The organism is Sphingobacterium hotanense, assembly GCF_008274825.1.
Classification (GTDB): Bacteria; Bacteroidota; Bacteroidia; order Sphingobacteriales; family Sphingobacteriaceae; genus Sphingobacterium; species Sphingobacterium hotanense.
The window spans coordinates 51,640-77,242 of the sequence record NZ_CP030848.1 but is presented as its reverse complement, the minus strand read 5'-3'; the positions used below and the strand labels follow the sequence as shown (position 1 = coordinate 77,242).

The following is a 25,603-nucleotide window of genomic DNA, read 5'->3' as shown; positions in this document are numbered from 1 at the left end:
TTTAAATCAAGAAAATATGAAGACTATTAAATATTTAATATTGGGATTCATTGGATTGTTGTCATTTATGGCATGCAAAAAAATGGATAGCACCTATAAAGAATACGTTGTTCCTAGCGGCATTATTTATCCAGGGAAGGTACTTGACGCGGAAGTAAAATCGGGCTTAAATGAAGCTAAATTAACATGGAAGCGAGGTTCAGATCCAAAGGTGACAAAGGCGAGAGTCTATTGGAATTATTATTCTGACTCGATGGATGTCGTAATGCCAGTAGATCAAACACAGGTCTCATGCCACATCAAGAACTTGGAAGAGAATTACTATACGTTCGTGATCAAAACCTTTGATGAGGACGGGCATGTATCGGTGCCGGTAGAAGTATCAGGATCCATTCACGGCGAGCGATATCAAGCATCATTGCTCAATCGAACAGCGAAACCTCGGGTAAATGTGGACAACACAATTTACATCCTTTTTGACCAGCTAAATTCATCGAGTGACATTGTGAAGTCAGAAGTGACTTATACCACTACGTCAAATCAAGAGAAGACTGTTAGCGTAAAGGCGGAAGAGCATTCGGTGATTTTATCCGATTATAAGCTAGGAACTTCCTATAGTATGCGTACCTTTTATATGCCGGAAACTGCATATCAAACTATGGTGAGCGATAATGAATTCTTTGAGATCACTAAGTTAAATAAACAACAATGGGAAATTGTCGGCTATTCCAGCTATTACAATACGGATACACCCGCAAAGATGATTGATGGAAACCCAGCAACTCGTTGGGGAACTCTTTCACCTCATACCTATCCTCATTTTTTTACTGTTGATTTCGGTGTTCCACGCATCATCACCTCGGCAAGCCTGTGGCGCCAAACACCAACGAATGAAGAGGGGCCTGATGAAGTCCAGTTTTTGGGAAGCAATGACAATGTCAACTTTGTTGTCCTCGGGAACTATCCTTTCAACCGCTTAAGCAACGCTGAACAGGTTTATAAACTTACAGCAGCCAATGCATTTCGTTATTTCCAGGTGAAGCAAATTCGTGGACCTAAGAACTATGTTGTAATGGGTGAATTTGATGTGACCGTTAAATTTTAAAATAACCTAAAAAAGATATCGCTGGAAGCTAATGCGATTCTCTCAGCACTTTTCTGGGGATTAGAATGCCAACTTTTGAAATAAGAGTTGGCATTCTTGTTTGTTGTTTAATAAGGAGTTTTTAAAATGCTTCCTTACCAATTGGATAGCACATCTACGATTCCAACTTATGTCCGTTCTCAAAAAAAATGGTAAAAGCTCCGAAGCATCACGTATCAGTGACAATACTGTGCGTGCATCAATAGCATTCGGGGTATAGATACTGAACTGTATATTAATGCCGATTGTAAATTGTGCGTCCGGATACCGTTTGGAATTATCGTAAGCTGATCTGCAGATGGCAGCCGATCTTTTATATCCTGTCTCCGTAAAAAATGAATAACATAGTCCGAGATATCTGTACCTTTAGTTCGCATTGTTCGTTTCTAGTTCTGATTTGTCACCAATAGCTATTTAGAATGAACCGGTGATCATTAAATCTTAATTTGATCAATTTCAAACTTAAGCCAATCACACGTGAGCAATACTTTATGATTCGTTTCCGTATGTAGATAATTCAACAGTACATTCTCAATCCTATTCATTTAATTTTCGTTTGCTCTAATCAGATAATACCTTTCCTTAGCTATCCATAGATTTGTTTAGCCAATTTTTTATATTCTCAATAATTGTTGAATTTTGTGGGCGGATATTTCCACGCTCCACATGGCTATTTATCCATTCGTAGATATGAGGATGGTCCATGAGTGCTGAAAATTCAGCGACCAGATATGCTTTTACTCCATCATCACTAGTTTCCAGCTCCTCCCACAGTTTTTCTCTGTTTTCCAATACAAAGACAATGTCTTCAAAATCATGGCTCAGCCGGCCGTCGCCACCTCCCCACCCTTTAAAGGCTTCCAACTTTGTTGCGAGAAAATAGGGGCTGTCAGTATCCGAATTGTCTGCCCGTCATCAAGCGTATAATTTTCAGCATGCTCATAACCCTTTGGGTGCCATTTATTGTTGAATCCTATAGATGGATCATCTGTGGGCATGATATCCACGGTAATACCCTTGATCTTGAACCGACAGATTACACCCGATTCGACATCATTTGAAAAACCGATCTCTCTCAGCCATTCTTCCAATTGTTGGCGCTGTTTGTAATTAAGTATCTCGAAAATCACATCAATATCATCAGTCGGCCTCACCTCAAGGACAGGCCGGTCGGCATATAAAGATATGGTGGCTCCTCCTACGAATACAACATGGTTGCGTAACTCTTGTAGGGCATTATTTACGGCCTTGATCCGTACGATACTAGTATGATTTGACATGGGTTAATAGTTCTTTTAATTCTTTCTCTGCAATAGTCTTTTCCCGAAGTTTGCCTACTCTGATCACGTCCAAGAGGGCGAGCAATCGGTATAGTTCTTCATCTTCCGCTATGGCTTTGACCTGATTGGCGTAGAAAGGTTCTATGGCCTGCCCCAAGACGGAGCCGGAAGAAGACGGCCAGACATAAGCCTGTTCGCTACTGATAAAAGACTCCATAAAGGGATGTGAATGTGCTGTAGGAACACCTCTTGTCAATATTCCTGCTTGTGCCGGAAACACATATTTCACTCCGTGGATAAGAAAATCAAGCAAGTTCCCGCGATGGACGTTGCGCTTCTCCAAATCAATCAGATTGGCATATACACTTCTTTGCAATGATTCAGAAACCTCTGAATTGCTGATATATAGCGAATTCGCTAAATCTTTTAAATGCCAATCATCGCTATACATTGGGAATTTAATACGGATTTCGTGAAGGAATCGATTCAGAGCCAAATTGCCTATCTGGACAAGCTGGGCAAATACGCTGAGGATATCAAAGCCAAATTGCGCGCTGAACTAAAATAGAACGTAAATAAATGGTTTAGATAGTCGCAGAATTAACCTAATATGGGATTGACGAGAGGGGGCAACGGGAGGAAAGGGATATAGCTCACGCCAGGCAATTTTTCTATCAGTCAATCTTACAGGAAACTAATGGATTTACAGCTTTGGTACAGAGTTAGAAAGCAAAAAGGATTGACAATACTGCCAATCCTTTTTGCTTTCAACATGATTATTTAACTTCTATGGATTAAAGGTTATGCCGGTAATTCAGCTACAGCTTTTCCTTTCATTCCCTCATTAACCAGATAACCAACAAAAGCAGCAAAAGGAGCAATATCCTGATCTACGCTTGCTTTTTCAAGCGCTTGCATATATTCATCTCTTCTTTCAACAGGTATCACTGTCCAAGGATAGCCTCCAGAAGCCAACATGGCATTCATTAAGAACCTTCCTATACGTCCGTTACCATCCATGTAAGGGTGAATGAATACAAATATAAAATGTCCTAAAACAGCCCTAACAGAAGCTTCTGGTTCTTCTTCGAGCATTTCAAACAATATAGGTATAACATCTCTCATAGCGTCTACGCTAAGTGGAACATGCTTTGAATTACCTATATATACCTGATGGTTACGATAACCGGCAAGATCTGATGCTTTCAGTATTCCAGCAGTTACACTTGGTTCAAACAGCTCTCTATACCATTTTGAATGATCCATATCTGCTTGTATACCAGCATTTTTTTCTTGTAAAACAGCTCTTATACTTTCTTTTACAGACAGGAAAGCTTGATAATAGCCTCTGGCAGCCATCGCATCACGTTGCTTACGGTCTTCCTCATTTTCCTTGGCATTCCATTCGCCTGAACTTACCTTGGCAATAAGCTCGGGCGTTACTCGGTAACGCTCAATGGATAGTGAGTGGTAAGCATCTGTCACATATATATCGTCTATATTTTTAACATACAAATCATGATTGGCTGGAATACCAGGTGCAGCAGGAAAGTTTTTGATCACAACCTCCCGCAATTGTGTCCACATCAGGCGTATACGGTTAGCGTAGGGTGAACGTTCACGGGTGGACAACTTTAGGTCCAGTTTGCTTTCAAAAGGGTCTTCTTCACGGATATCATAGTCTGCCTGTTTAAAAGTGTCTATAATTTGATCGGCTATCTTGTCCCTGTCAATATTACGGAAAGCGCCAGCAAGGCGTCCGGCTAAAGTAGTATGTCCGTTCTCTAGAAGTACTGGTAAAAGCTCCGAAGCATCACGTATCAGTGACAATACTGTGCGTGCATCAATAGCATTACGGGTATAGGTGCTGGCAGAACTGTATATTAATGCCGATTGTAGATTGTACATCCGGATACCGTTTGGGGTTACGATAAGCTGATCTGCAGATGGTAGTTCTCCACGGATATTGAACAATGAGGTATTATGTGGCAATGGTGTAGGATTGTTGTTTCCTTGTGGTGACCGAACAAGCAATTGCTGTGGTACCGATTGATTGGCCGCGTGTAGCAATAATGACTGATCGGCAGACAGGCACCAATTATCACCATACTTTCTTTCCAGAAATATAGCAACAAAATCCCAATAGGAGCTATACCAGGCTGTTGTCTCACCATCCTTTTCCTCTGGACTGGTGGTGATATACCATCCCTTAGCTACCTCTCGTATAAAACCATTCTTGGAAAGTATTTCACGGTATTTCCTGTTCGGCATATCATCTGTATGAATGCCTACAATCCCTTTTTCCTGTAGCTCTTGCAAGAATTTTAGGGCCTCTACAAATCTTTCACGTGGTGTTGCCATGTCCTTATAAATTTATTATACACTGCTGTGCTATTTTTATTAAAAACAGATGTGGCAAATTTAGTAAATATTGTTGTGATATTTGTATTAAAACAAGTCGTGTTTATTTTATTGTATTGTGACGTGGCAATTATATTAAACCGTGTTTTTTAAGCAAAAATAATACAGAGCTTTCGTAAATTTTACAATTCTGTAAAACTCACACTAAAATTAGGCATTTGAGCGACACCCTGACAAGTTATGAAAGCTAGAACACCGCCTTCACGGAACATGTCCTTCCCTTTAAAAAAAATAGTTGTGAGCACTGAGGACAGCTTGCTCTTGCCCTTAGAAATCAGCTTTCCCAAGGGATCAGCCGTATCCTGTCCTTTATCAAGCAGCAGGAGAAAGACCTGTTATTACCCAATTTCAATCTTTCCAGCGAAATGCTGAAATTGCTGCAAGCTCAAGCTTGCGAAACATCGCAGTATAACCAAGCACTCAATGGCCTGACCATCCTTTTGAAGGATATGAACCGAAATATGAATTCCCTAATTAGACAATTGGATTCCGAAAAAATAAAGAAATCATTATTGATTACAAATGCTGTTAATTTAGTTGACGGCTTTTTGAAGGAAAGGGATGCTATTGGTTGGAGCCTGAATTCAGCTTAGAAAGATGAGCTCTATAAAAAGCTTATAGGAAGATATTTCCCTTTTTGATCTTATCTCTAGCCTGAAAAGCGACAAAGCATTTGATCAGATAGTTTTCATATTCTTTTATGCTGTTCATTATCTTTGGCGTAATTTCTCCGATGATATTGACATATTTATTCGATACCAAAAGGATAAGTTCCATCTTTACCAATCGAGGAACGATAAGACCCATTTTTTAGGTCTTATCGTTCCACAAAAGGTAACATGGCAGACAGCGTTTATATATCAGAACATTTAACTAAACCACAGCTCGAATTCTTAAAGTTGCTGGACGACTATGAAATACAGTTGTTCAAATTCTCCGAAATTGAGCAGTTGTTAGAACAAAAGTTTGACAACCTAAGTGAAATCCTAGAGAATCTAGTCGACAAGGAACTACTTGTGCGAATGGAAAAAGGTAAATTTTGCAAACAAGGTTTTCGGGACGAATATGTCATAGGTACTTTCGTTGTTGAAAATAGTGCTGTCGCGTATTGGTCTGCATTGAATTTACATGGATTGACCGAACAGTTCTCCAATACGGTTTTTATTCAAACGACACATAAAAAGTACGATAAATCAATTCTCGGTACTTCTTATAAATTCGTTAGGATTGCAGCTAATAAAAAAACAGGGATCATACACAATGGTTACGGCAACCTTCAGTATCCGATCACTGATGTAGAGAAAACAATAGTCGATTGCTTTGATCTACCTCAACATTCTGGTGGCTATGCGGAATTGATTAGAGCAGTTGGTCAAGCGCAAATGCAAGCCTCTAAATTAGTCGAGTACTGCCAGGCTGTGAATAATATAGCGGTTACCAAACGAATTGGCTATTTGGTTGAGCTTCTCCAAATTCCAAGCATGGAATCTTTTATAGATTTTGCCAAGAAGCAGGTAAAGAATAAATATAACTTGTTTGATCCTCAGGGATTGGAAGAAGGCGAATTTATCGCAGAATGGCGATTGCGACTGAATATCAGCCGGAAGGAATTGTTAGACATAACCAATAAACAATACTAAATGATACTGAAAAAAGAAATAGAGAAAAAAGCTTTGGAACACGAAGTGTCCAGAAATACTATTGACAAGGATTGGGTATTGGGACATTTTGTTGATGCTATATTTTCGATAGATTCTTGCAGAGAAGCGCTAATCTTCAAAGGGGAAACATGTTTACGAAAATGTTATATCGCGGATTACCGTTTTTCAGAAGATTTAGATTTTACATCCATTAATCCAGATTTTCAATTGGATATAGATTTACTGCAGCAAATCATGTCATTAGTTCAAGAATGGATATTCTGGAGTAAGCTGACCCCAGCAATCTGGACAAAAAAGAAATCACCATCTGCATTTAGAGGCTGTTAAAGCATGGCATTCTGGCGGATATTGACCCCTCAAATAAGGGTTTGAACAATTTATTCTGGAGCAAGCTGACCCCTCTTTCGAGATATGGTCATTTTATTCTGGACGATGTTGACCCCTTTTGCACTCATTTTTCATGGGTTTCTGTTTTTTGGTTTATTTGGGCTAGACCTAATCGATATATTCCAATGGCCGGTAAATCAAGACCCATGAGTCAGATCAAACAGTTAATACGATTGCACAGGGAGAATTATCCCATTAAAACAATAGCCCGTCATCTATCCATCAGCAAGAATACGGTAAAGTCCTATCTAAAGAAGGTAACGGACCTGAATCTATCTCTGGAAAGGATACTGGAGTTGGAAGATCCAGTTCTTGAGCGGATGCTCAGATCAGGGAACCCCGCCTATCGGGACGAGCGTTTCGAGTATCTAAAAGAAAGGCTTCCTTATTTTGAAAAAGAACTATCACGAATAGGTGTAAACCGGAGACTTTTGTGGGAAGAGTATTTAGTAGCTCATCCACAGGGATATAGCTATGCCCAGTTCTGTTTCCATCTAAAGCAATTACTGGTCTCACGTCGCGATGGAAGCATGATACTGGACCACGAACCCGGTGACAAGCTTTTCATCGATTTCTCCGGCAAGAAGCTGGGTTACATCGACCATGAGACTGGTGAAATCATTTTATGCGAGATATTTGTTGCGTGCCTACCATATTCCAACTATTGTTTTGCCATGGCCGTTCCCAGTCAGCGATCCCCCGATTTTCTCTATGCACTGGACTGCTGCCTGCAGTTTCTTGGAGGGGTCCCTAGAGCGATTGTCCCGGACAACCTCAAGTCAGCCGTCATACGAACCGATCGGTATGAACCAGAGATCAACAGGTCCATGGAAGATCTGGCAAACCATTATGATACGGTCGTAGTGCCTGCAAGACCTGCCAGGCCCCGGGATAAAAGTGCCGTAGAGAACCATGTGAAGATCATCTATACCCAGGTATTTGCCCGGTTACGCAACAGGCAGTTCTTTGATCTCCCCTCACTCAACCTTGCTATCGGAGAGTGTATCGAGAGATTGAACCAGACCAGAATGCAGGACAGGAACTATTGCCGTCAGGAACGGTTTCTCAGCAACGAGCTGTCCAGTCTCAGACCACTTCCTCGGGACCGCTTTTCGATGAAATATTATACGACCCTCAAAGTGGGAACCAATGGACATGTACATCTCAAAAGGGACAGGCATTCCTATAGCGTTCCTTATGTCCATATTGGCAAACAGGCCCTAGTGGTCTATACTGAGCGTTTAGTCCACATCTATATTGAGAACGTACAGGTAGCCCTGCACAGCAGGAGTTTTGTTGCCAACAAATACTCGACGCATCCCGAACATCTTGCTTCCAAGCACCAGCAGTATGGCACCCGTTCGCCAGATTATTATATCAAGCGCGCTCTGGATATCCATTCGGACTTTCACTTACTGGTCGTTCGGGTCTTTGGACAAAGTGACCGATATCCGGAACAACTCTACAGAACGTGCGAAGGACTCTTTAGGCTGCACCGTAGCTATGGGGAAACATTCTTCAAAGCATGTGAAATTGCCTTAAGGAACGACATGCTGTCCTATAAGTTCCTACAAAGAATATTGGAAAACGGAATGGTGGAGCAACAGCAAGAGCGGGCGGATAACAAGCAATTGCCACAACATGAAAATATCAGGGGAGCATCCTATTACTCATAAAAATGAACTATAAAACTTAGAAACAGATGAATGTAGAACAACAATTGAACACGCTCCGCTTCCATGGAATGGAGCGTCAATGGAAAGCGATGAAAGAAACACGGCAGATCGGAAAACTGGCTCTGGAAGAAGGCCTTACCCTGTTGCTGCAGGCCGAATCTGACAGTCGCTTCGAACTGCGGTTCGAGAGGTTAAAGAAGAATGCAGCCTTCCGTTACCAGGCCTCTATTGAAGAGATCAATATGGATCCATCCAGGGGGATCGACAAGATCCAATTGATGGACTTGGCCACAGGCCAATATATCGAAAGGGCCGAGCCGATCATTATCGTTGGTGCAACAGGCTGCGGAAAATCTTTCATGGCGTCTGCTCTGGGGCTCAGGGCTTGTGCCCAAGGTAAGAGAGTCGCTTACTTCAGTATGCAAAAATTGCTTTTGAGAACAAAAATGGCCAGGTTGGATGGATCGATCCACAAGCTTCTTATGAAACTCTCCAAGGTAGAACTGCTTATAATGGATGACTTCGGCCTGGTAAACCTCGACCAACAGCAAAGGATTGACCTGATGGAAATCATAGAGGACAGACATGCCAAATGTTCAACAATCATTGCAAGCCAATTACCTGTGGCCAGTTGGCATGCTGTGATTGGGGATGATACATTATCGGATGCTATTCTGGATAGGATAGTTCACACATCCCACCGGATCGAACTTAAAGGTGAAAGTCTAAGAAAAAAGAAGTAATATTGTCAGGCCATTTGTAGGCAATCCTGTAAACCAAAAATCAGGGGGTCAATATTGCCAGAAAGGGGTCAACATGACCAGAATATCCACAAGAACGTACCGGAATGCAATTACATTTGGAAAAGCTGACCAATCTTCGTCACAATGATATGCCTACTGGATATGCTGCCGTTGTCAAGTTTTGGGGAGCCGATCATTCCAAGGATCAAATTCCGCCAGACCCAGTCCGATGGAATACGTCTATTAAGATTGAAATTATTCTATACGAGAAGATGTTGTTCGAACCGACTTTGAAAACGGTCTATCATGATTATTCAGATAGGTTGAGTTCTGCAGTAGACGCAATTGCTTGTTACGATATGAGAGAAGTGCTGTCTGAAAAGTTAAGAGCTTTGATCCAACGTTCCTATACAGCACCTCGTGACTATTACGATATATGGTATTTATCCAAATATGTAAGCGATCTCAATTGGGCGGAGATTAAGGAGGCTTTCTTAGCGAAAATGGCATTTAAAGGACTTGAATTTACAGGAGTAGAACAGTTGCTTAACGCTCGAAGTGAAAACACGGTGAAACGAGCATGGAAAACAAGCTTGGGGCATCAAATCTCTACGAAAAAACTACCTCCTTTTGACGAGGTACATAAGAACTTGAAATTATTGTTTTATCCCCTCCACAACTTTTGTACATGATCCGGAATTACGGATCAGGGATCACATCAAAAATACATACATACAAAAAATGCTCAGCTTTCGCTGAGCATTTTTCCGTAGCCGAAACCGAACAAATCTCGAAACATTTTTTGGAAGATTTGGAGCGGTTAACCTCGTTAAGTGCAGAAGCTATTGTTATGGAATATTAAATACTAAAATTCATTCCAAAAGAAAAAAACAGAAAAAAAAGAAAGCCATTTTATCAACGGATACAAGATAACGAAGCACTATAAGTCCCGAAGGGTGGCGAATCCAAATAAGCACTTGGGGCTTCAAAGGTTTCGTGCTGAATAAAATGTACGTTCATTTCTTTGTTATTTTTTGAGTTTTTATTTTTCGTTCCAATAATAGCTGTCGGGGTAAATCCTTTGTCCGAAAATAGCCGTACCCACTCTTATAATGGTTGCTCCCTCTGCAATGGCTGTTTCCATATCGCCACTCATACCCATAGATAACTCCTGCATTTCTACGTTGGGAATGTTTAAAGTAATAATTTGCTGTTGAATATCTTTGAGCAATCGGAAACATTTACGCACTTTTTCCGTTTCGGCACTGAACAGACCTATTGTCATTAAACCTTTTATTTTAAGGGTTTCCAACTGTGCAACCTGCTTTACCAATTCAATGGCATTATCGGGGTTTACGCCAAATTTGCTTTCCTCAAACGAAGTATTTACCTGTATCAATACTGCTATGGTTTTGTTTTCAAACTGTAAGCGTTGGTGTAATTTTTCTGCCAAATCCAAACGGTCAAGCGACTGAATACAAGCAACATTATATTTCAACAGATCTTTGATTTTGTTGGTCTGCAAATGCCCTATAAAATGGTTGATGTGCGGAACTTCTTTTAAGACTTCGTATTTTTCTCTGAGTTCCTGTATCTTGTTTTCTGCTATCAATGTATGCCCTGCCTGTAATGCGATTTTTATACGCTCGGCAGGTACGGTTTTGGTTGCCAATAGTAATTTTACTTCATCGGGATTTCTGTTACTGTTTATACAGGCATTGTTTATCCGTTCTTGTATAACAGCAATGTTTTGTAAAATTTCTTCGTTCATACTTTCAATAATTAAAGGTTATTGGTCTGCCAATACAGCCATTTTTTCAGGTGTAATTGTCCAACGTATCCATTTATCATCGGGCTTTGCTCCTATACTGCTATAAAATTTTTGGGCATCAACATTATTGCCAAGTACAAACCAATTGAATTTTTTATATCCGTTATTTAAGGCATATTGAGCAAGACCTTTCAGCAATCTTTTACCGATGTTTTTACCTCTCTGATTGGCATCAACATACAGCCATTTGAGCATTAGCGAGGGTTTTAGATTGTGCATAAAAGGAATGATGTAGTGAACGGCTATACCTACAAGTTTGTTATTACCTGCATCTGCAACGATAGCACCAAATTGGGGATTTTTACCAAAACCCCTGCTTAACAGGTCGCTTTCCGAAAGGCTAAAATCTGTATCGCCCTCAAACAAAACAATAGCTTCCATTAACCGCAAGAGTTCGGGAATATCCTGCTTTTTCATTTCTCTGATTATTATTTCGTTTTCCATTTCTCTGTTTTAAGTCCTTACTGTTTTATTGCTCTTTATTACAGGTTGGGTACTGTGTTTGCATTACAGGTTGATTTTTCTTCCAATTCTTTTATCAATACCGATTTTACCAATGTAAACGTATGGTCTTTGGCTTCGGCAAATGAGATGTTGTATTTGCGTTCTATGCTTTGTAATTCTGTTGGAAATCGGGATAACAGTTTGCTGTAATACTCGTCTAAAACCAGTTGAGTAGGCATTTCAAAGTTTATCCGCAACTGAAACCGCCTTAACAAAGCTGTATCAATAATTTCGGGGTGGTTGGTAGCACATAGCAACAATGCTTTTTCGGGATAGTAGTCTATCAACTGAATAAGCGTGTTTACCAATCTTCGCATTTCGCCTACGTCTTTATCATCGTTTCCCCTTGCTTTTCCGATTTGGTCAAACTCATCTAAAAACAAAACGGCTTTTTCCCTGCCTGCTTTGTCAAATACCTGTTTGATGTTCTGCGATGTTTCGCCAATGCGTGAACAGACTACATTGCTCAAATTGAGTATAAGAATGTTTTTACCCAATGCGTTTGCAATGGCTTTGGCGGTCATTGTTTTGCCACAACCCGAACTGCCGTGAAGCAATATCTTGTTGTTTACAGGCAGTCCGTATTGGCTTAATTCCTCAATATATTTATGTTCTTTTATAAGCAGTTCAAACTTATGCCTGTTAGCTTCATCAAGGAATATATCGTTTAGTGATACCTGTTCTTTGTCGTTTATGATATGGTCAAATACATTCATTCCTGTTTAGTTTTCTGCCATTTTTCTTTACTGATTTCGTACACAAAATTCAATCGTGGTGCTTCGCCAAAATAGGTTACTTCCTGTTCTGCGATTTTTTCCGCACCAATCCGCACAATGGCAACCTGCGAACGGATATTGTTTGCCCCGATATGGAAATACACTTTTGAAACGAACTGAAAAATATAATCTAACATCATGGCTTTTACCAATTTGTTAATGCCTTTGCTCCAATATTCAACTGCATAGAAAGTATAACCGATAAATATACTGTTTTCCTGCTCGTTGTAATCGTAAATGCGTGTACTTCCTATTGTGTTTCCTGTGGCTTTTTCTACGATTTTAAATGCACCTTTACTTTGCATTGCTCCGTCAAAAAATGTTCTGAATACTTCTTTTTTCCAACGGTCTTTATTGGGGTGCTGTTTCCATATTTCGGGGTCTGATGCTACGGTATATAAAAGCTCAAAATCCTTTTCCTGTAAAGGATAAAGGATTGCTTTTTCGTTTTCCAATATGGACTGAACGTTTATGCTTTTGGGTCTTGGTATATTCATTTAATAAAAATTGAGGTCGGGAATGGATTTGAACCACTGTAAAAGGTATTGCGTACCCTCGTCTAACCACTCGACCACCCGACCATTTTTTATAAAAAGGCAAACCGATTTAGCCCGCCTTGTCCGTTATTTCCACCAATAGTAATAATTGTGATTGCCGTCATACTCAAATCCGCAACGTGGATATAATTTGTTACCTATATCGTTTGTTTTTTCGGTTTCAAGCATCAATCCGCAAGCTCCTGTTTCATCGCACCATTGTTTTGCTCGGTCTATCAATGCTACTGAAAGTCCTTTACCTCTGTAATCGGGGTGAACAAACAAATCGCTTAATAACCATTGCTTTGCCAATTTGATGTAATGATAGAGTTTGTACAACTGCACAAATCCAACTGCTTTGCCGTCTGCATACACGACAAAAATGTTTGATTGGTCGTTGTCTAATCGTTCTTTAATGAACTGTTTGCACTTTTCGTAATCGTCTGCCTGACGGTAAAAAACCCGATAAAGGTTAAATAATTCTGCTGTTGTGTCTAAATCGTTTAGACCTACTTTTTTGATGTTGAACTCCATTTTGATAAATTTTAATAATGGCACAAAAGTATCAGATTACAGGATTAGTTTGGTGGTACAGTTTAGGGATAAGTAGATAGTCCAGACCCGCAATTAGTGCTAATCAATAAAAGTATTCTTGTTATCGTACTTTTTTAAAACTCGTCATAATTTATTTTAACGCTTGCACTTATGGGAACTGCTACACAAGCCAAAATCAAACCTTGCTGTATGTGAACTTCAGATAGAACAAAATTCCTCCTTAAACGTACTTCGCCCTCCTCCAATTTACATACACAAGTGCCACACGTACCTCTGCAACACGAATGTGGTGCATCAATTCCTGCATTGAGCATCGCATCGAGCAAAGGTATCTGTTTGTTCCATTGGATATGTTTTGTATTGCCGTTCAATGTCAATATTACTTCCACGTTTTCCGATTGCTCGTCCTGGACTTCGGCAAGTTTAATTTCTTCTTTCGGGTTCATATTATAATTTACTTGTTTTAACTTATCACTGAAACAATAATGTATAAAGCCCGAAAGCATTAAAGACTTTCGGACTTTTAGATTGGGATTACTTTAAATCTTCTATTGAAGCACCAAAGTTGATGTGTAACACATTGCCGTTAGACAAAACCAATGCAGGAACAGATTTTACACCTGCACTTTCTGCATCTTTTACTTTTATTTTGTCTGTACCCAAATGGATTACTTCAACCTGATTTTCAGGTATGAGATTTAAAATGTCCTTTTCTGCACTTACGCATACAGGACAACCTGCGTGATAAAAAATTGCTCTTGCCATTTTTACTTTGTTTTAGAATTATGGTTAATACTGATAAACTTCACTTTCAATAGCCGAAAGTATGCTGTCCAGTTCTGCTACTTCAGCTTCATTAAGCGGTTGCAAAGGGCTTTTGAAACCGCCACCACCTACACCCAACAAATCTAAACCTGCCTTTATAGAGCGTGGTAAACCTTTAGCTACAATGAATTTCAACAAATCAAACTGTTTGTAGAATACTCGTTGGGCTTTTTCCAAATCGTTTTCCTGTACAGCATCGTAAAGGGCAATGTTAAGTTCGGGTATTAAATTGGGGGAAGCCGTACACCAACCTCTTGCACCTGCCGAAAAAGCGGACAATGCCAATGGATTAGAACCGTTGAAAAAAGCGACTTCTTCGCCCAATTCTTTTCTCAAATAATGCATACGCTGAATGTCGCCCGAACTTTCCTTTATCATCGTAACATTTGGGATTTCCAATAAACGTTTCAATAATACAGGCGACATATCCACACCACCCGTTGCAGGGTTGTTGTATGCCATTATCGGAATGGAAATTTTTGAAGCGACAGCATCGTAGTGTTTCACAATTTCATCATCGGTCAATTTCCAATAACTCATCGGAATAATCATTACAGCCGTTGCTCCTGCTTTCTCGGCAAATTGTGCGTGGTAAACGGTTTTCTCTGTGGTAAGGTTAGAAACACCGACCAATGTAGGCACTCTGCCCGCTACCTGCTGTATGCAGGTTTCGGTCAAGGCTTCTTTTTCGGCATCGTTGAGGTAAGGCATTACACCTGTGCTTCCCAATGGGGCAATGCCGTGAGAACCTCCCGTAACCAAGCGTTCAACTTGTTTTTTGAATAACGGAATATCAATATTCTCGTTGCTGTCAAATGGTGTAACAGGATAAGCAATTACACCTTTAAATGGTACTTTGTTCATTTATTATCTTGTTTTTAAAAGTTAAAAATCTCTGCCCTCTTCTTCACGCAACGCAACGCCCAAGTTTTGCAGTTGAGGTGCATTTTCGCAAGCGATATATTTGGCAGGTTCGCTATCACTTAAATTTTGGTGCTGATGCCACGCCCAAGACGGAATATAAACGGCATCGCCTGCTTGCCATTGTACGATTTCATCTTCTACAAGCGTTGAACCTTTGCCCTCAAGCACATACAATATTGTTTCGTACGTGTGACGATGTTTGTGTGTTTTTTGTCCGGGCAATAAACCGCCGATAGTCATACTTACGTTTTTGCTCGGTAAGTCCACAAAGAAAACAGGGTGCTTTCTTTCTTCCGAAAACTGATTGTGTACACCTGCATTTTCAACATTTTTGTGAATAACGTGTGATGTTCTCACAAATGTCGGTCTTGCAAATGTCTGGTGGAAATCCTTTGAGCTGAATTGTTTTTGCTCTGCGTGGATTGATTTTTTTACTTCTGTCGCTGTTTCTAATTTTGACATAATTGAAAATTTTTATTGTTTTTTGCACTATTGCGATACAAAAGTATTGTACCTTTGGACTATTGTAATGATACAGTTTTTATAAAAATAAATAGTCCAGATGTTACGAGGTTGGAAATTTGAAATACAGTTAGACGAAAAATCGGATAAAGCCGTTTATCTGCAAATAGCCGATGCCATTATAAAAGATATTCATTCGGGCAGGTTAAAGGCAGGCGATGCGTTGCCGGGCAGTAGAAACCTTGCACAACTTCTAAAGGTCAATCGAAATACCGTTGTGGAAGCTCTGAACGTACTGATTATTGAGGGGTGGCTAATTCCCAAAGAAAGGCAGGGTACTTTTGTTGCCGATACATTGCCCGATTTTAAGGAAGTACAAAAAAGTAATCGTGTAACTGCTACCGCAAAAAGTACAATAAGCAAGCATTATCATTTACAGTTTGATGATGGAAGTCCTGATAGCAAAATTGCACCCATTACAGAATTGGCAAGGGCGTACCGCCAAATCTTCAATCAAAAAGCAAGGTGGCAGATGATGGGCTACGGCAACGAATTAGGCGATTTGGAATTTAGAAAATCCGTTGTTCAAATGCTCAATCATCAAAGAGGTATGCAGGTAAACGAACACAATATCTGTATCACTCGTGGCAGTCAAATGGCAATGTATCTGACGGCTCAATACCTGTTTACAAAAAATGATTATGTAATCGTTGAAAACCCTGGCTATAAACCTGCTTGGTCTGCGTTTGAGAATGCAGATGCAAAGTTGTTACCCGCAAGTGTAGATAAAGATGGTCTGCTGATTGATGATGTTATTGCCTATCTGAAATCGGGCAAAAAGATAAAGGCAATTTACGTTACACCGCACCGCCAATATCCGACTACTGTAACATTGAGTTTGAAAAGAAGATTGGAATTGATACGGCTTTCTAACGAATACGGTTTTACAATTATCGAAGATGATTATGATAATGAGTTTCATTTTGGTTACCGTCCTGTATTGCCGTTGTCAAGTTTTACGGAACTGAAAAATTATGTTTATATCGGCACAATGAGCAAAGTTGTTGCACCTGCTCTGCGTATCGGTTATTTGGCAAGCAATGATGATGCTTTGATTGAAAAGGTAGGCAGTTTGCGAAAAATTATTGATGTGCAAGGCGACAGCATAATGGAACAGGCTGTTCTACAACTTATCAAAGACGGTACAATAAAACGGCATATCAAAAAGGCAACCAACCACTACAAAGCCAAAAGGGATTTTATGGCAACTGTACTGAATAAACATATTAAGAACAAAGCAACTTATACAATTCCTGAAGGTGGTTTGGCTTTCTGGATTGTACCAAATAAACAAATGGATTGGTTGCAGGTTTCCAAAAAACTAAAAAGCAAAGGTATCAAAATCATGACTCCCGATACTTATAGCTTCGATGAAACCATAAACGGCATAAGATTAGGATACGGCTCGCTTTCTGGAAAAGAGCTGGAAGAGGGCATAATTGCTTTGGGTAAATTGTTATGATATGCTGATTGAGTAAGCTAAAAACTAATTGATGTATTTGTCTACCGCATTATCTAATTCCTCTGAAACAGACTTTTCTTCTTCATTTGCTTGGCAAACTGTTCTTCTTCGTAATCCACGCTCTATGCTTTGGGTAACAGGCTGAACAATCCCAAATCGAAACTATGAGAATGCCTAACTAAAAACTTTTACTATTTCTTTAGATAATTTCTGTCAAATTCTTCAGTTATCTCAACAATTTTTTTGAATAACATTGCCATTTCAATAGTTTGTTTTTCCAATTTGTAGAGGTATGCCAATGCTTTTTTCTCTGAAAAATTGGCGTTCAACAGCTTTACAATTTGGTTATAATTTACGCCTACGGAACGATATTGGCTGTGAAAAGATGTCAATCGCATATAAAAATCATCTGTTCCTTTGTCGATTCTAACCGTTTTCATTTCCTTTCCGAACAATAACGAAACAATAAATTTAGCCTTATTGTCCATTCCCGATTGGTCAAAAAGTGATAAAAATTTTGCATTTTCTTCATCGGTAAGCCTGAACATATACCTGTTTTGTGCAGGGTTCAGCTTTGGTTTCCTACCGCTTTTGTTCTGTTTTCTGTTCTTGTTTTCCATAATAAAATCCATTTTAATTTTTTTCAACCATTCGACTTCGGAGAAATGGTTTAGCTCCCTGCGTAAGGGCAAGTGGTTTTGAGCAGCGGAATTTATTTCAAGCAGCTCAAAACACAACTTGCCGTGTTCTGATGAACACAATAATCCGCTCTTCGAGACCGATTGTAGTTAGCAAGGGAAATGCCCATTTCCTGTATCAAATTTCGGAAAGAATAACAGATACACCGCAAGCCAATGAACGCCAAATAGTGCCACAAAGTGCCACGTTTATACGGGTTGGGATTGCTTTTATTTCCTTTGTATGGTTAGTTGGCTGATTGGCTACGGAGTTAGTCAACGGGCTAAATAAATTGCTTGTAATCCGTTGGCTTTTTAGCTAACCAAACAGCTAATTGGAAATATACAGGTGCATAGATGCTTAAATAGATACAATAGTATATACAACTGACTGTTCAGCTAATCCGACAGCTAATCTGATATAATATTAAAAACGATAGATATGATACACGAAGAAAACAAAAAACAGCAAACCGAAGAACAGGATTTTACGGAAATGATTGTCGGTAACAACAAGAAAAATACCCAACAGGAACAGCAAGCCGTAACACATTGGGACGACTTTACCGCAGACGAAAGATCCGTAGAAACGGAAGATACAAAACCGACTGCAAGTAATACCAAAAGAACGACCTCAAAGTCAAAGAAGCTGACCAAGGAGGATTACTGTGGGCAGTTCTTTAAAATACCGAACACTACGGCAAGCAAAGGTAAATCCGTCTATGTACGGCAGGAACATCACGATACGTTCAACAGGCTTACAAATATTATGGGCATCGACAAACTGACTATTTATGCATATCTGGACAACATTATCGAATACCATTTTCAGGAGTTCGGGGAATTGATTAGGGAAATCTATAACGAGAAACACAAACCGTTGTTTTGATAGCGGTGTATTGTTGTTGGGCAGTGCGTTTCTCCCTCTTAAAATTATTTTCCAAAACAAAAAAACAGAAAAAAAAGAAAGCCATTCAATCAAGACGGACAGGCGGAAAACCAAAAGGAAACGGAATAAGTCCCGAAGGGTGGCAGGGCAACACAACAACTCGGCGAAGCCACCTTTTTTGCCCTGCCATTATGCCGTAGTCTTTTGGTTGGGTGGTGCGGTGGCTGTCCGCCTTACTTTTGCCATCTTTTTGTTCTTTTTTGGTACAAAAATACAAAATAAAAGCCCCGTTTTTTTTCGGGGCTTGATTTGTTGTTTTGTTAAATGCTAATCTCTTTTCAAAACTTCCCTCACTTCAATATTTCCACCTACTTGGTCAAAAATCGGATTAGCTTTTGCAATTTCTACCGCTTCATCAATGGTTTTGGATTTTACCACAACATAACCGCTAACAAATTCATTGTTTTCGGTGTAAACTCCGTCAGTTACTTCCTTGTTGGACTTTATCGTTTTTGCACTTCCTGCAAATGGCAAAAGCGTGTTGCCTTTGTCCAGCAATTTGCTTTGTGAAGAAATTCCTGCTAACCAATTCATACGTTCCTGCATTTGTTCAGGTGTTGGCCTGAAATCGGAAATGTCTTTTAATCTAAAAATCAATACAAATTCTTTCATTGTCAATAAAATTTAATTATTTCTTGTAAGACAATTTCAAATTGCGGAACGTGACAGAAAGTAGAGAAATCTTTAAATTTTCATCAATTTCTCGGGGTCAACGACAGAAAAAATACTTGTGATTTTTCCGTCTGGGTTTAGTTCAAATATCTGACAGTTTATCAAGATTGTACCTCTGTAAAACAGTAATGCAGATTGATGATTTATTTCTTCAATTTTGATTTCAAGGTCTTTTTGATGATTTTCATAAACGTAGGTCATCAGTTTAATGGTGTTGTCAATTCCCGAAGTCAGTTCAGCAATAGCCTGTAATTTATTTCCTGCATCTGCCAAAACCTGCACTTCGTCAGAAAATATTTGTTCCAACGTTTTTACATCGCCTTTACGGATTGCGGACACATATTTTTCTAAATATTTTCGGTCTTTTGCAGACGAAGTTGCGATTTCGGGTTTCCGCAATTTCAGTTTCTTTTTGGCTCTTGTGAGGATTTGTCGGGAATTTTCTGCCGAAATTTCTAATATTTCAGCTATATCACCGTGTTGGTAATCAAATGCTTCTTTTAACAACAAAACTGCTCTTTCTTTGGTGTTCAATGTGTCGAGCAAAACAAGCATTGAATAATTGAGTATCTCGTCTAATTCAATTTTGCTTTCACCTTGATTGGTAACGATTGGTTCGGGCAATGTGATTTTTTGTTGCCTTTCTCTGTCGTTTTTCTTTTTTAGATTTATGGCTTGGTTGATGACCGATTTTATCAGATACGCATTTGGATTGGAAATTGAGCAACCCTCTTTTTTATTGAATTTTATCAAGACCTCCTGAATTACGTCTTGACAATCGCCAATATTTCCCAAAATGTTGTAAGCATAAGGAAATAGTTTTTTGTTCAATGTGTTTAAATCGTCCATTTTTTGATTTTAGAGTTAGACAATTTCAAAGGTAATAATGTGACAGGTTTTGAGAAAATCTTTCAACTGTATTGTTTTTGCGTTTCGCTTTGTCTGAGGGAAAGAAAAAAGCCTTTCAACAAGTCGCTGAAAGGAAAGAAAACATTCAATTTAGTTGATGTTTTATTTTTGTCGCTTGTAATGCAGTTGTGTCAATCCAGTCTCAAACGTTTTGACTTTGATAAATTCAAGTGTTTGCTCTGGTCTGCTGTCTTTGAAAAGTCTTGTTCCGTTACCTAATAAAATGGGTACTATCGAAATGATAAACTCGTCTATTAAGTCGTGTTTCAATAGTTCATTTATTACTTCCGCTCCTCCGTCACAATAAATATTTTTCCCTTTTTCAGATTTCAGTCGTTTGACCAGTTCAGTCAAATTCCCTGTATAAAAAGTCGTTCTACCTACTTGCGGTCTTTCCGTTCTTGTTATGACATAGACATCCCGTTGTCCATTTTCGTAATGGGATAAACCAACATTTTTAAGCACATAATCATAGGTTCTTCTGCCAATAATCAATGTGTCAATTGTGTCTGTAAATTCTCCATAACCATAATCTTCTCCTGCTTTTTCAACGAGTTTCAAGAAAGTAAGGTCATCATTAGGTTTTGCAATGTAACCGTCTAAACTCATTGCAATGAAAAGTGATATTTTCCGCATTTTTATAAATATTAATGTTTCTGCAAAGTTAGCTTTGTACGGCAGGTTGCACTTTGGAAAAATGCGACAATTTTAAAGTTGTGATGGTGAAAGCCCCGTATTTCGCTTGATTTCATTGGTAAGATGCGAATGGTCATAGTAGCCACATTCAAAAGCAACATCTAAAAAACTTCGATTTTCATCTGATTTTTTGATAATGGACAAAGCATTTTGAAAGCGAATAATATTTGAATATTCTTTTGGGGATAGTCCAATGAACCTTATGAAATTTCGCTCTAACTGTCTTACGGTCGTGAAATTTCGTTTTGACAGCTGGTGAATGTTGATCTGTCCATTTGTAGAATGAATATCATTAATAACCGATTGCAATGGAATATGTTTTGCTTTTATTCTGTCGGAAAAAAATTGGTTAAGATAATCAAATGGGTTGTTAAAGATTTTATCGACATTGAATGAATTAGATTTTTCAAACTCGATTGTGTCGTTTGTCAATTCATTTTGTGAGGCATAGCTATAGAAATTTGCAAAAGTTGCAGGTTTTAGACATACTCCCAATAAATGAGTATCACTGTCGATAAAGCTGTCTTTAAATGAAGTCATCGCACCCACCACATACGTTTTTCCAAACTCCATAGAAAGCGAACCGTTATCTGTTAAACAAGTACTTCCCAAATTCATTATTACACCTGCACAACCGTCTGGGAAAACCCGTTCCCATTGTTTTTCAAGTTCGTTTCCTTTCAGCTCCCAATAAAAATGTATAAAGGGCTTTAAGTCTTTGTAAGGTTTTATTATTTTGTATTCCATTTTGTGCTTGGGTGTCGTTCTACAATCCATAACCGCCAACTTGTTTATAGACACAACAAAATTACACAAATATTTCAAGCATTGTTTTTTCGTTTTCGTGAGGGATAGAAGCGGAAAGCCCACAGCGAAGTGCAACGGAGCGATGACTTGTAGCGGATGGTCCGACCCACTTGCATTTTTTGTGTTGGGGTTTGAGCATTAGCAAAAATGCAAAGGGACTCGCCAAAAAAACAATAATCCCAAATCAAGTATTTAGCATCTGAACGCCAAATGCGACCTCTGACTGCAACATTGAAAGTCTGACTTGCTTACCTGACTAATTTAGTCAGGACAAAACGAGTTAGGCAATGCAGGAGAGAAAGGAAATAGATAAAATACCTATCGAAGAAGCAATGGTACTTCTCCGTGAGGTCGGTATTGATGTGGAACAGGAAAAAGCCGAACTGATTATGGAGTTTCTGTACAACCTCACAATGATAATTATCCGTGAATGCTTTGATACCGAATGATTTATTTCGTACTTTAGCTAATCCCACAAAACATTAATACCCACTCAAAAAGATTAGCTATGAAAAGAGCCGATTTATATATACGAGTTTCCACGGACGAACAGGCAGACAAGGGATATTCACAGCGTGACCAAGAGGAACGTCTGAAAAGGTACTGTGCGACCAATAAGATTGCTGTTGGACAGGTTATCTACGAAGACCATTCCGCCAAGACCTTTAACCGACCCGAATGGACAAGATTATTGAACAGTCTTAAAAAGAGACGTTCAAAGACCAACCTTATCCTGTTTACCAAATGGGATAGGTTTAGCCGTAATGCAGGTGATGCCTATCAGATGATTAGCACACTTAACTAACTTGGCATAGAACCACAAGCGGTAGAACAGCCTTTAGACCTTTCCATTCCTGAAAACAAGATGATGCTTGCGATATATCTGTCCGCTCCCGAAGTGGAAAATGACCGCAGGGCATTGAATACGTTTTACGGTATGCGTAGGGCAAGGAAAGAGGGACGTTTAATGGGCAGAGCTCCTTTCGGATATATCAACAGAAGCAAAGAGGACGGACGAAAATACATTGCCCCAAAAGAACCTGAAGCATCAGCTATGCGTTGGGCTTTCAACGAAATAGCAAAAGGCGTGTTTGCCTGTGACCAAGTACGGCAAAAAATGAACAAATTACACAAGACAACGATAAGTCGAAGTGCTTTTCACGTAGCCGTACGCAATCCGCTATACTACGGTAAGATATTCATAGCCAAATTCAAGGACGAAGAAGCACATCTGGTACAGGGTCAGCACAAACCGCTTATATCCAAAGAACTTTTTGACAGGGTGCAACTGATATTGGACGGAAATAAAAGGGTAGAACGTCCTAATACCAAAATACTTTCAGATGAGAACCTGCCCCTCCGTGGTTTCTTAGTATGTCCCAAATGTGGTCGCAACCTAACAGGTAGTGCTTCCAAAGGAAGAACAAGCCGTTATTACTACTATCATTGCGTTTCATCCTGTGGCTTCCGCCAAAAAGCTGAATTAGCCAACGATATTTTTGAAAAGCGTATGCGACAGTTTGCGTTAAACGGTTCTGCTCAAATAGTGAAAAAACTGTTGTTGGACAACTACAAGAAATTCGTAAACAACCCACTTGACGAAAAGAAACAGATTGCACAGCAAATAGATAAACTAAATGCAAGGTTGTCAGTAGCACGCAACAAACTGCTATCTGAAATTATTGATGATGAGGAATACCTCGAAATCAAAGATGAATGTAAGACACGAATTGAGAGTCTGGAAGAACAGTTGAGCAAAGACGGTTCTGATACCAAGAAAATCAATATAGATAAGTCTTTAGACAGGGCTTTAAAGTACATAGAAAATATTCCCAAAATGTACGCTGAGGGTGAAATCAGAACAAGGAGAGGTATAATTGGTTCGATATTCCCTGAAAAATTGGTGTTTGACGGAAAAATTTATCGAACCACCCGAATGAACGTAATCGCAAACTATATCTTTCAGATAAACAATGGATTACTTCAAAAAAAGAACAGGACAAACGAAAATAAATTTCATTTGTCCTGTTTAGTAGCCCGTAGGGGAATCGAACCCCTGTTTCAAGAATGAAAATCTTGCGTCCTAACCCCTAGACGAACGGGCCTTTTTGCTTTGGTGATGCAAATATAGGCTCTTTATCCATATAGCCAAAATATTTTTTAAAGCAAACCCTTAACTCATTGGCTGTGAAAATATTATTTTTTTAGATCAAATCAAATCCGATGTCTGTTCTGAAGTATTTTCCTTGGAAAAAGATCCTTCCAGCATCCGCTGTAGCCTGTTGTAGGGCCGAAAACAGATCGTCTTCTAAGGCGGTCACTGCTAGAACGCGACCTCCGGCAGTTACTACATCAACGCCATCCTGTTTCGTTCCGGCATGGAAAACGATTGACTCTTTCACATTCTCCATATTGCTGATTACCTTGCCACCTTCATAATCGCCTGGATAACCTCCAGAAACAATCACTACCGTAGCTGCCGTTTTAAGAGATACCGTGTAAGAACGGTCAGCAAGATTCCCTTGCGCAACACCTTCTAACAGATCCACTAAATCCGACTCGATACGAACTAGTACAGATTCTGTCTCTGGGTCCCCCATACGAACGTTGTATTCAATGACATAAGGCTCGCCATCCACATTCATCAATCCGATGAAGATAAACCCTTTGTAAGGGATATTATCCTTCTTCAAACCATCCACTGTAGGTTTGATAATACGCTCTTCTACCTTATCTAAGAAAGCTTGATCAGCAAAAGGAACAGGAGAAACAGAACCCATACCACCGGTATTTAGTCCTGTATCGCCCTCGCCGATACGCTTATAATCCTTTGCAGAAGGCAGTACTTTATAATCTTTTCCGTCTGTAAGCACGAAAACAGAAAGTTCGATACCTTTTAAGAACTCTTCAACAACCACAACATTGCTGGCTTCGCCAAACTTCGCGTCGCTGATCATAGCCTTCAATTCCATCTTCGCGTCTTCATACGATTCGCAGATCAACACACCCTTTCCAGCCGCTAATCCATCAGCCTTCAAAACGATAGGAAGCTTCTGTGTGTCCAAATACGCTAATCCTTCTTCTAAATTTGTCTTATCGAATGAACGGAAAGCAGCAGTCGGTACATTATGACGAATCATGAACTCCTTAGAGAAGTCTTTAGATCCCTCTAACTGCGCACCTTCTGCTTGTGGGCCAACCACCGCAATATGTTTCAGTTGATCGTCAGCTAGGAAATAATCATGAATACCTTTTACAAGCGGCTCCTCAGGACCAACAACAATCATTTCAATATTATTCGCCAAAGCAAAATCAGCAATACCTTTAAAATCAGTTACTTTCAAAGCAACATTCTCGCCATACTGACCAGTACCTGCGTTTCCAGGTGCAATAAAAAGTTTAGATAGTTTAGGACTTTTAGAGATTTTATAGGCAAAGGCAGACTCTCTACCTCCAGAGCCGATAATAAGAATATTCATATCGCAAAGATATTGAAGCAAATGCAAATATTACCCTACCCTTAGCATCTTTTATAAAATCTTATCGCTTTTTTCTTGTCATCCCTCTTTTCAAGCTTCCATACAATCTGTCAGATTCGGTCGATAAGCAGTGGAATCATGAATATTTTTTCGTATCATTATAATGA

The 25,603-nt window shown here is 39.4% G+C and carries 31 protein-coding genes and 2 tRNA genes; 11 read left to right on the top strand and 22 right to left on the bottom strand.

The genetic code is table 11. The features are described 5' to 3' along the window. The first annotated feature begins 16 nt into the window (after positions 1-16). Positions 17-1,105: a DUF4998 domain-containing protein gene (locus tag DSM08_RS00440; RefSeq protein ID WP_149524281.1), complete on the top strand. Its 1,089-nt coding sequence runs from the start codon at positions 17-19 to the stop codon at positions 1,103-1,105. Between the two features lie 621 nt (positions 1,106-1,726). On the opposite strand, the gene DSM08_RS00435 is transcribed toward DSM08_RS00440, so the two are convergent. The 5 genes from DSM08_RS00435 to DSM08_RS00410 all read right to left on the bottom strand — a co-directional run bounded on the left by DSM08_RS00435 (position 1,727) and on the right by DSM08_RS00410 (position 5,652). Beyond that, the gene (locus DSM08_RS00435) at positions 1,727-2,008 is read right to left on the bottom strand and encodes a hypothetical protein (RefSeq protein ID WP_149524280.1); all 282 of its coding nucleotides are present in this window, start codon (positions 2,006-2,008) and stop codon (positions 1,727-1,729) included. After that, on the bottom strand, positions 1,966-2,424 hold the full coding sequence (locus tag DSM08_RS00430; RefSeq protein ID WP_149524279.1) for a hypothetical protein: 459 nt from the start codon (positions 2,422-2,424) through the stop codon (positions 1,966-1,968). The genes DSM08_RS00435 and DSM08_RS00430 overlap by 43 nt, the downstream gene beginning before the upstream one ends. Beyond that, a complete protein-coding gene (locus DSM08_RS00425) occupies positions 2,408-2,875 on the bottom strand; it encodes a hypothetical protein (protein ID WP_149524278.1) in 468 nt (155 codons plus the stop codon). Before DSM08_RS00425 ends, DSM08_RS00430 begins: the two co-directional genes overlap by 17 nt. A 350-nt stretch (positions 2,876-3,225) precedes the next feature. Next, entirely contained in the window at positions 3,226-4,785 is a 1,560-nt protein-coding gene (locus tag DSM08_RS00420; RefSeq protein ID WP_149524277.1) for a Fic family protein, read from the bottom strand. 675 nt (positions 4,786-5,460) lie between these two features. Continuing rightward, positions 5,461-5,652, bottom strand: coding sequence for a hypothetical protein (locus DSM08_RS00410; RefSeq protein WP_149524275.1), 192 nt, complete (start codon positions 5,650-5,652; stop codon positions 5,461-5,463). Between the two features lie 32 nt (positions 5,653-5,684). Here DSM08_RS00410 and DSM08_RS00405 point away from each other — a divergent pair, with 32 nt between their 5' ends. The 5 genes from DSM08_RS00405 (at position 5,685) to DSM08_RS00385 (ending at position 10,004) form a co-directional block, all read left to right on the top strand. Then, entirely contained in the window at positions 5,685-6,485 is an 801-nt protein-coding gene (locus tag DSM08_RS00405; RefSeq protein ID WP_149524274.1) for a type IV toxin-antitoxin system AbiEi family antitoxin domain-containing protein, read from the top strand. Further along, positions 6,486-6,833, top strand: a complete 348-nt coding sequence (locus DSM08_RS00400) for a nucleotidyl transferase AbiEii/AbiGii toxin family protein (RefSeq protein WP_149524273.1) — start codon at positions 6,486-6,488, stop codon at positions 6,831-6,833. Between the two features lie 206 nt (positions 6,834-7,039). Then, positions 7,040-8,569 (top strand): IS21 family transposase, encoded by a 1,530-nt coding sequence (gene istA, locus DSM08_RS00395; protein WP_246172268.1) that lies wholly within the window; start codon positions 7,040-7,042, stop codon positions 8,567-8,569. Between the two features lie 26 nt (positions 8,570-8,595). Further along, entirely contained in the window at positions 8,596-9,312 is a 717-nt protein-coding gene (gene istB, locus DSM08_RS00390; protein WP_149524271.1) for an IS21-like element helper ATPase IstB, read from the top strand. Positions 9,313-9,416: 104 nt separating this feature from the next. Next, positions 9,417-10,004, top strand: coding sequence for a nucleotidyl transferase AbiEii/AbiGii toxin family protein (locus DSM08_RS00385; RefSeq protein ID WP_149524270.1), 588 nt, complete (start codon positions 9,417-9,419; stop codon positions 10,002-10,004). 350 nt (positions 10,005-10,354) lie between these two features. Here the strand turns inward: DSM08_RS00385 and DSM08_RS00380 are convergent, their stop codons facing one another. From DSM08_RS00380 to DSM08_RS00335, 10 genes are all read right to left on the bottom strand, one after another. Beyond that, the gene (locus DSM08_RS00380; RefSeq protein ID WP_149524269.1) at positions 10,355-11,083 is read right to left on the bottom strand and encodes a YggS family pyridoxal phosphate-dependent enzyme; all 729 of its coding nucleotides are present in this window, start codon (positions 11,081-11,083) and stop codon (positions 10,355-10,357) included. An 18-nt stretch (positions 11,084-11,101) separates the two neighbouring features. After that, complete coding sequence (locus DSM08_RS00375) at positions 11,102-11,587, bottom strand: GNAT family N-acetyltransferase (RefSeq protein ID WP_149524268.1); 486 nt, start codon at positions 11,585-11,587, stop codon at positions 11,102-11,104. Positions 11,588-11,625: 38 nt separating this feature from the next. Continuing rightward, positions 11,626-12,363, bottom strand: a complete 738-nt coding sequence (locus DSM08_RS00370; protein ID WP_149524267.1) for an AAA family ATPase — start codon at positions 12,361-12,363, stop codon at positions 11,626-11,628. Then, positions 12,360-12,878 (bottom strand): GNAT family N-acetyltransferase, encoded by a 519-nt coding sequence (locus DSM08_RS00365; protein ID WP_246172374.1) that lies wholly within the window; start codon positions 12,876-12,878, stop codon positions 12,360-12,362. Before DSM08_RS00365 ends, DSM08_RS00370 begins: the two co-directional genes overlap by 4 nt. Before the next feature lie 55 nt (positions 12,879-12,933). Beyond that, a tRNA-Cys gene (locus DSM08_RS00360) sits at positions 12,934-13,004 on the bottom strand. 42 nt (positions 13,005-13,046) lie between these two features. After that, positions 13,047-13,493, bottom strand: coding sequence for a GNAT family N-acetyltransferase (locus tag DSM08_RS00355; RefSeq protein WP_149524265.1), 447 nt, complete (start codon positions 13,491-13,493; stop codon positions 13,047-13,049). Positions 13,494-13,627: 134 nt separating this feature from the next. Further along, positions 13,628-13,960, bottom strand: coding sequence for a 2Fe-2S iron-sulfur cluster-binding protein (locus tag DSM08_RS00350; RefSeq protein ID WP_187773922.1), 333 nt, complete (start codon positions 13,958-13,960; stop codon positions 13,628-13,630). 88 nt (positions 13,961-14,048) lie between these two features. Beyond that, positions 14,049-14,279, bottom strand: coding sequence for a thioredoxin family protein (locus DSM08_RS00345; protein ID WP_149524263.1), 231 nt, complete (start codon positions 14,277-14,279; stop codon positions 14,049-14,051). Between the two features lie 24 nt (positions 14,280-14,303). Next, positions 14,304-15,203, bottom strand: coding sequence for a dihydrodipicolinate synthase family protein (locus DSM08_RS00340; RefSeq protein WP_149524262.1), 900 nt, complete (start codon positions 15,201-15,203; stop codon positions 14,304-14,306). A gap of 21 nt (positions 15,204-15,224) precedes the next feature. Then, positions 15,225-15,725: a cupin domain-containing protein gene (locus DSM08_RS00335; protein ID WP_149524261.1), complete on the bottom strand. Its 501-nt coding sequence runs from the start codon at positions 15,723-15,725 to the stop codon at positions 15,225-15,227. A 100-nt stretch (positions 15,726-15,825) separates the two neighbouring features. Here DSM08_RS00335 and pdxR point away from each other — a divergent pair, with 100 nt between their 5' ends. Beyond that, entirely contained in the window at positions 15,826-17,247 is a 1,422-nt protein-coding gene (gene pdxR / locus DSM08_RS00330) for a MocR-like pyridoxine biosynthesis transcription factor PdxR (RefSeq protein ID WP_149524260.1), read from the top strand. 191 nt (positions 17,248-17,438) lie between these two features. On the opposite strand, the gene mobA is transcribed toward pdxR, so the two are convergent. After that, complete coding sequence (mobA, locus tag DSM08_RS00325) at positions 17,439-17,867, bottom strand: conjugal transfer protein MobA (RefSeq protein WP_187773921.1); 429 nt, start codon at positions 17,865-17,867, stop codon at positions 17,439-17,441. Positions 17,868-18,366: 499 nt separating this feature from the next. On the opposite strand from mobA, the gene DSM08_RS00320 reads away from it, so the two are divergent. Continuing rightward, complete coding sequence (locus DSM08_RS00320; protein ID WP_149524259.1) at positions 18,367-18,813, top strand: DUF3408 domain-containing protein; 447 nt, start codon at positions 18,367-18,369, stop codon at positions 18,811-18,813. A gap of 327 nt (positions 18,814-19,140) precedes the next feature. Here the strand turns inward: DSM08_RS00320 and DSM08_RS00315 are convergent, their stop codons facing one another. The 4 genes from DSM08_RS00315 to DSM08_RS00300 form a co-directional block, all read right to left on the bottom strand. Further along, entirely contained in the window at positions 19,141-19,485 is a 345-nt protein-coding gene (locus DSM08_RS00315) for a YciI family protein (protein WP_149524258.1), read from the bottom strand. A 72-nt stretch (positions 19,486-19,557) separates the two neighbouring features. Beyond that, positions 19,558-20,376, bottom strand: coding sequence for a sigma-70 family RNA polymerase sigma factor (locus tag DSM08_RS00310; protein ID WP_187773920.1), 819 nt, complete (start codon positions 20,374-20,376; stop codon positions 19,558-19,560). Positions 20,377-20,556: 180 nt separating this feature from the next. Beyond that, positions 20,557-21,090, bottom strand: coding sequence for a dihydrofolate reductase family protein (locus tag DSM08_RS00305; RefSeq protein ID WP_149524256.1), 534 nt, complete (start codon positions 21,088-21,090; stop codon positions 20,557-20,559). Positions 21,091-21,162: 72 nt separating this feature from the next. Then, the gene (locus DSM08_RS00300) at positions 21,163-21,927 is read right to left on the bottom strand and encodes a helix-turn-helix transcriptional regulator (RefSeq protein ID WP_223110845.1); all 765 of its coding nucleotides are present in this window, start codon (positions 21,925-21,927) and stop codon (positions 21,163-21,165) included. Positions 21,928-22,244: 317 nt separating this feature from the next. Between DSM08_RS00300 and DSM08_RS18965 the strand changes: the two genes are divergently transcribed. Genes DSM08_RS18965 through DSM08_RS00295 form a run of 3 tightly spaced genes read left to right on the top strand, consistent with a single transcriptional unit; the run spans position 22,245 to position 24,028 of the window. Then, positions 22,245-22,406: a hypothetical protein gene (locus tag DSM08_RS18965; protein WP_165353002.1), complete on the top strand. Its 162-nt coding sequence runs from the start codon at positions 22,245-22,247 to the stop codon at positions 22,404-22,406. A 59-nt stretch (positions 22,407-22,465) separates the two neighbouring features. Next, entirely contained in the window at positions 22,466-22,762 is a 297-nt protein-coding gene (locus DSM08_RS19240; protein WP_246172372.1) for a recombinase family protein, read from the top strand. Between the two features lie 60 nt (positions 22,763-22,822). Then, entirely contained in the window at positions 22,823-24,028 is a 1,206-nt protein-coding gene (locus DSM08_RS00295; protein WP_317131803.1) for a recombinase family protein, read from the top strand. Here the strand turns inward: DSM08_RS00295 and DSM08_RS00290 are convergent. Both DSM08_RS00290 and purD read right to left on the bottom strand, forming a co-directional pair. Beyond that, positions 23,991-24,062: transfer RNA gene (locus DSM08_RS00290), tRNA-Glu, on the bottom strand. The two genes, DSM08_RS00295 and DSM08_RS00290, sit on opposite strands and share 38 nt — an antisense overlap. 99 nt (positions 24,063-24,161) lie before the next feature. After that, positions 24,162-25,436: a phosphoribosylamine--glycine ligase gene (gene purD / locus DSM08_RS00285; protein WP_149524254.1), complete on the bottom strand. Its 1,275-nt coding sequence runs from the start codon at positions 25,434-25,436 to the stop codon at positions 24,162-24,164. Between the last annotated feature and the right edge of the window lie 167 nt (positions 25,437-25,603).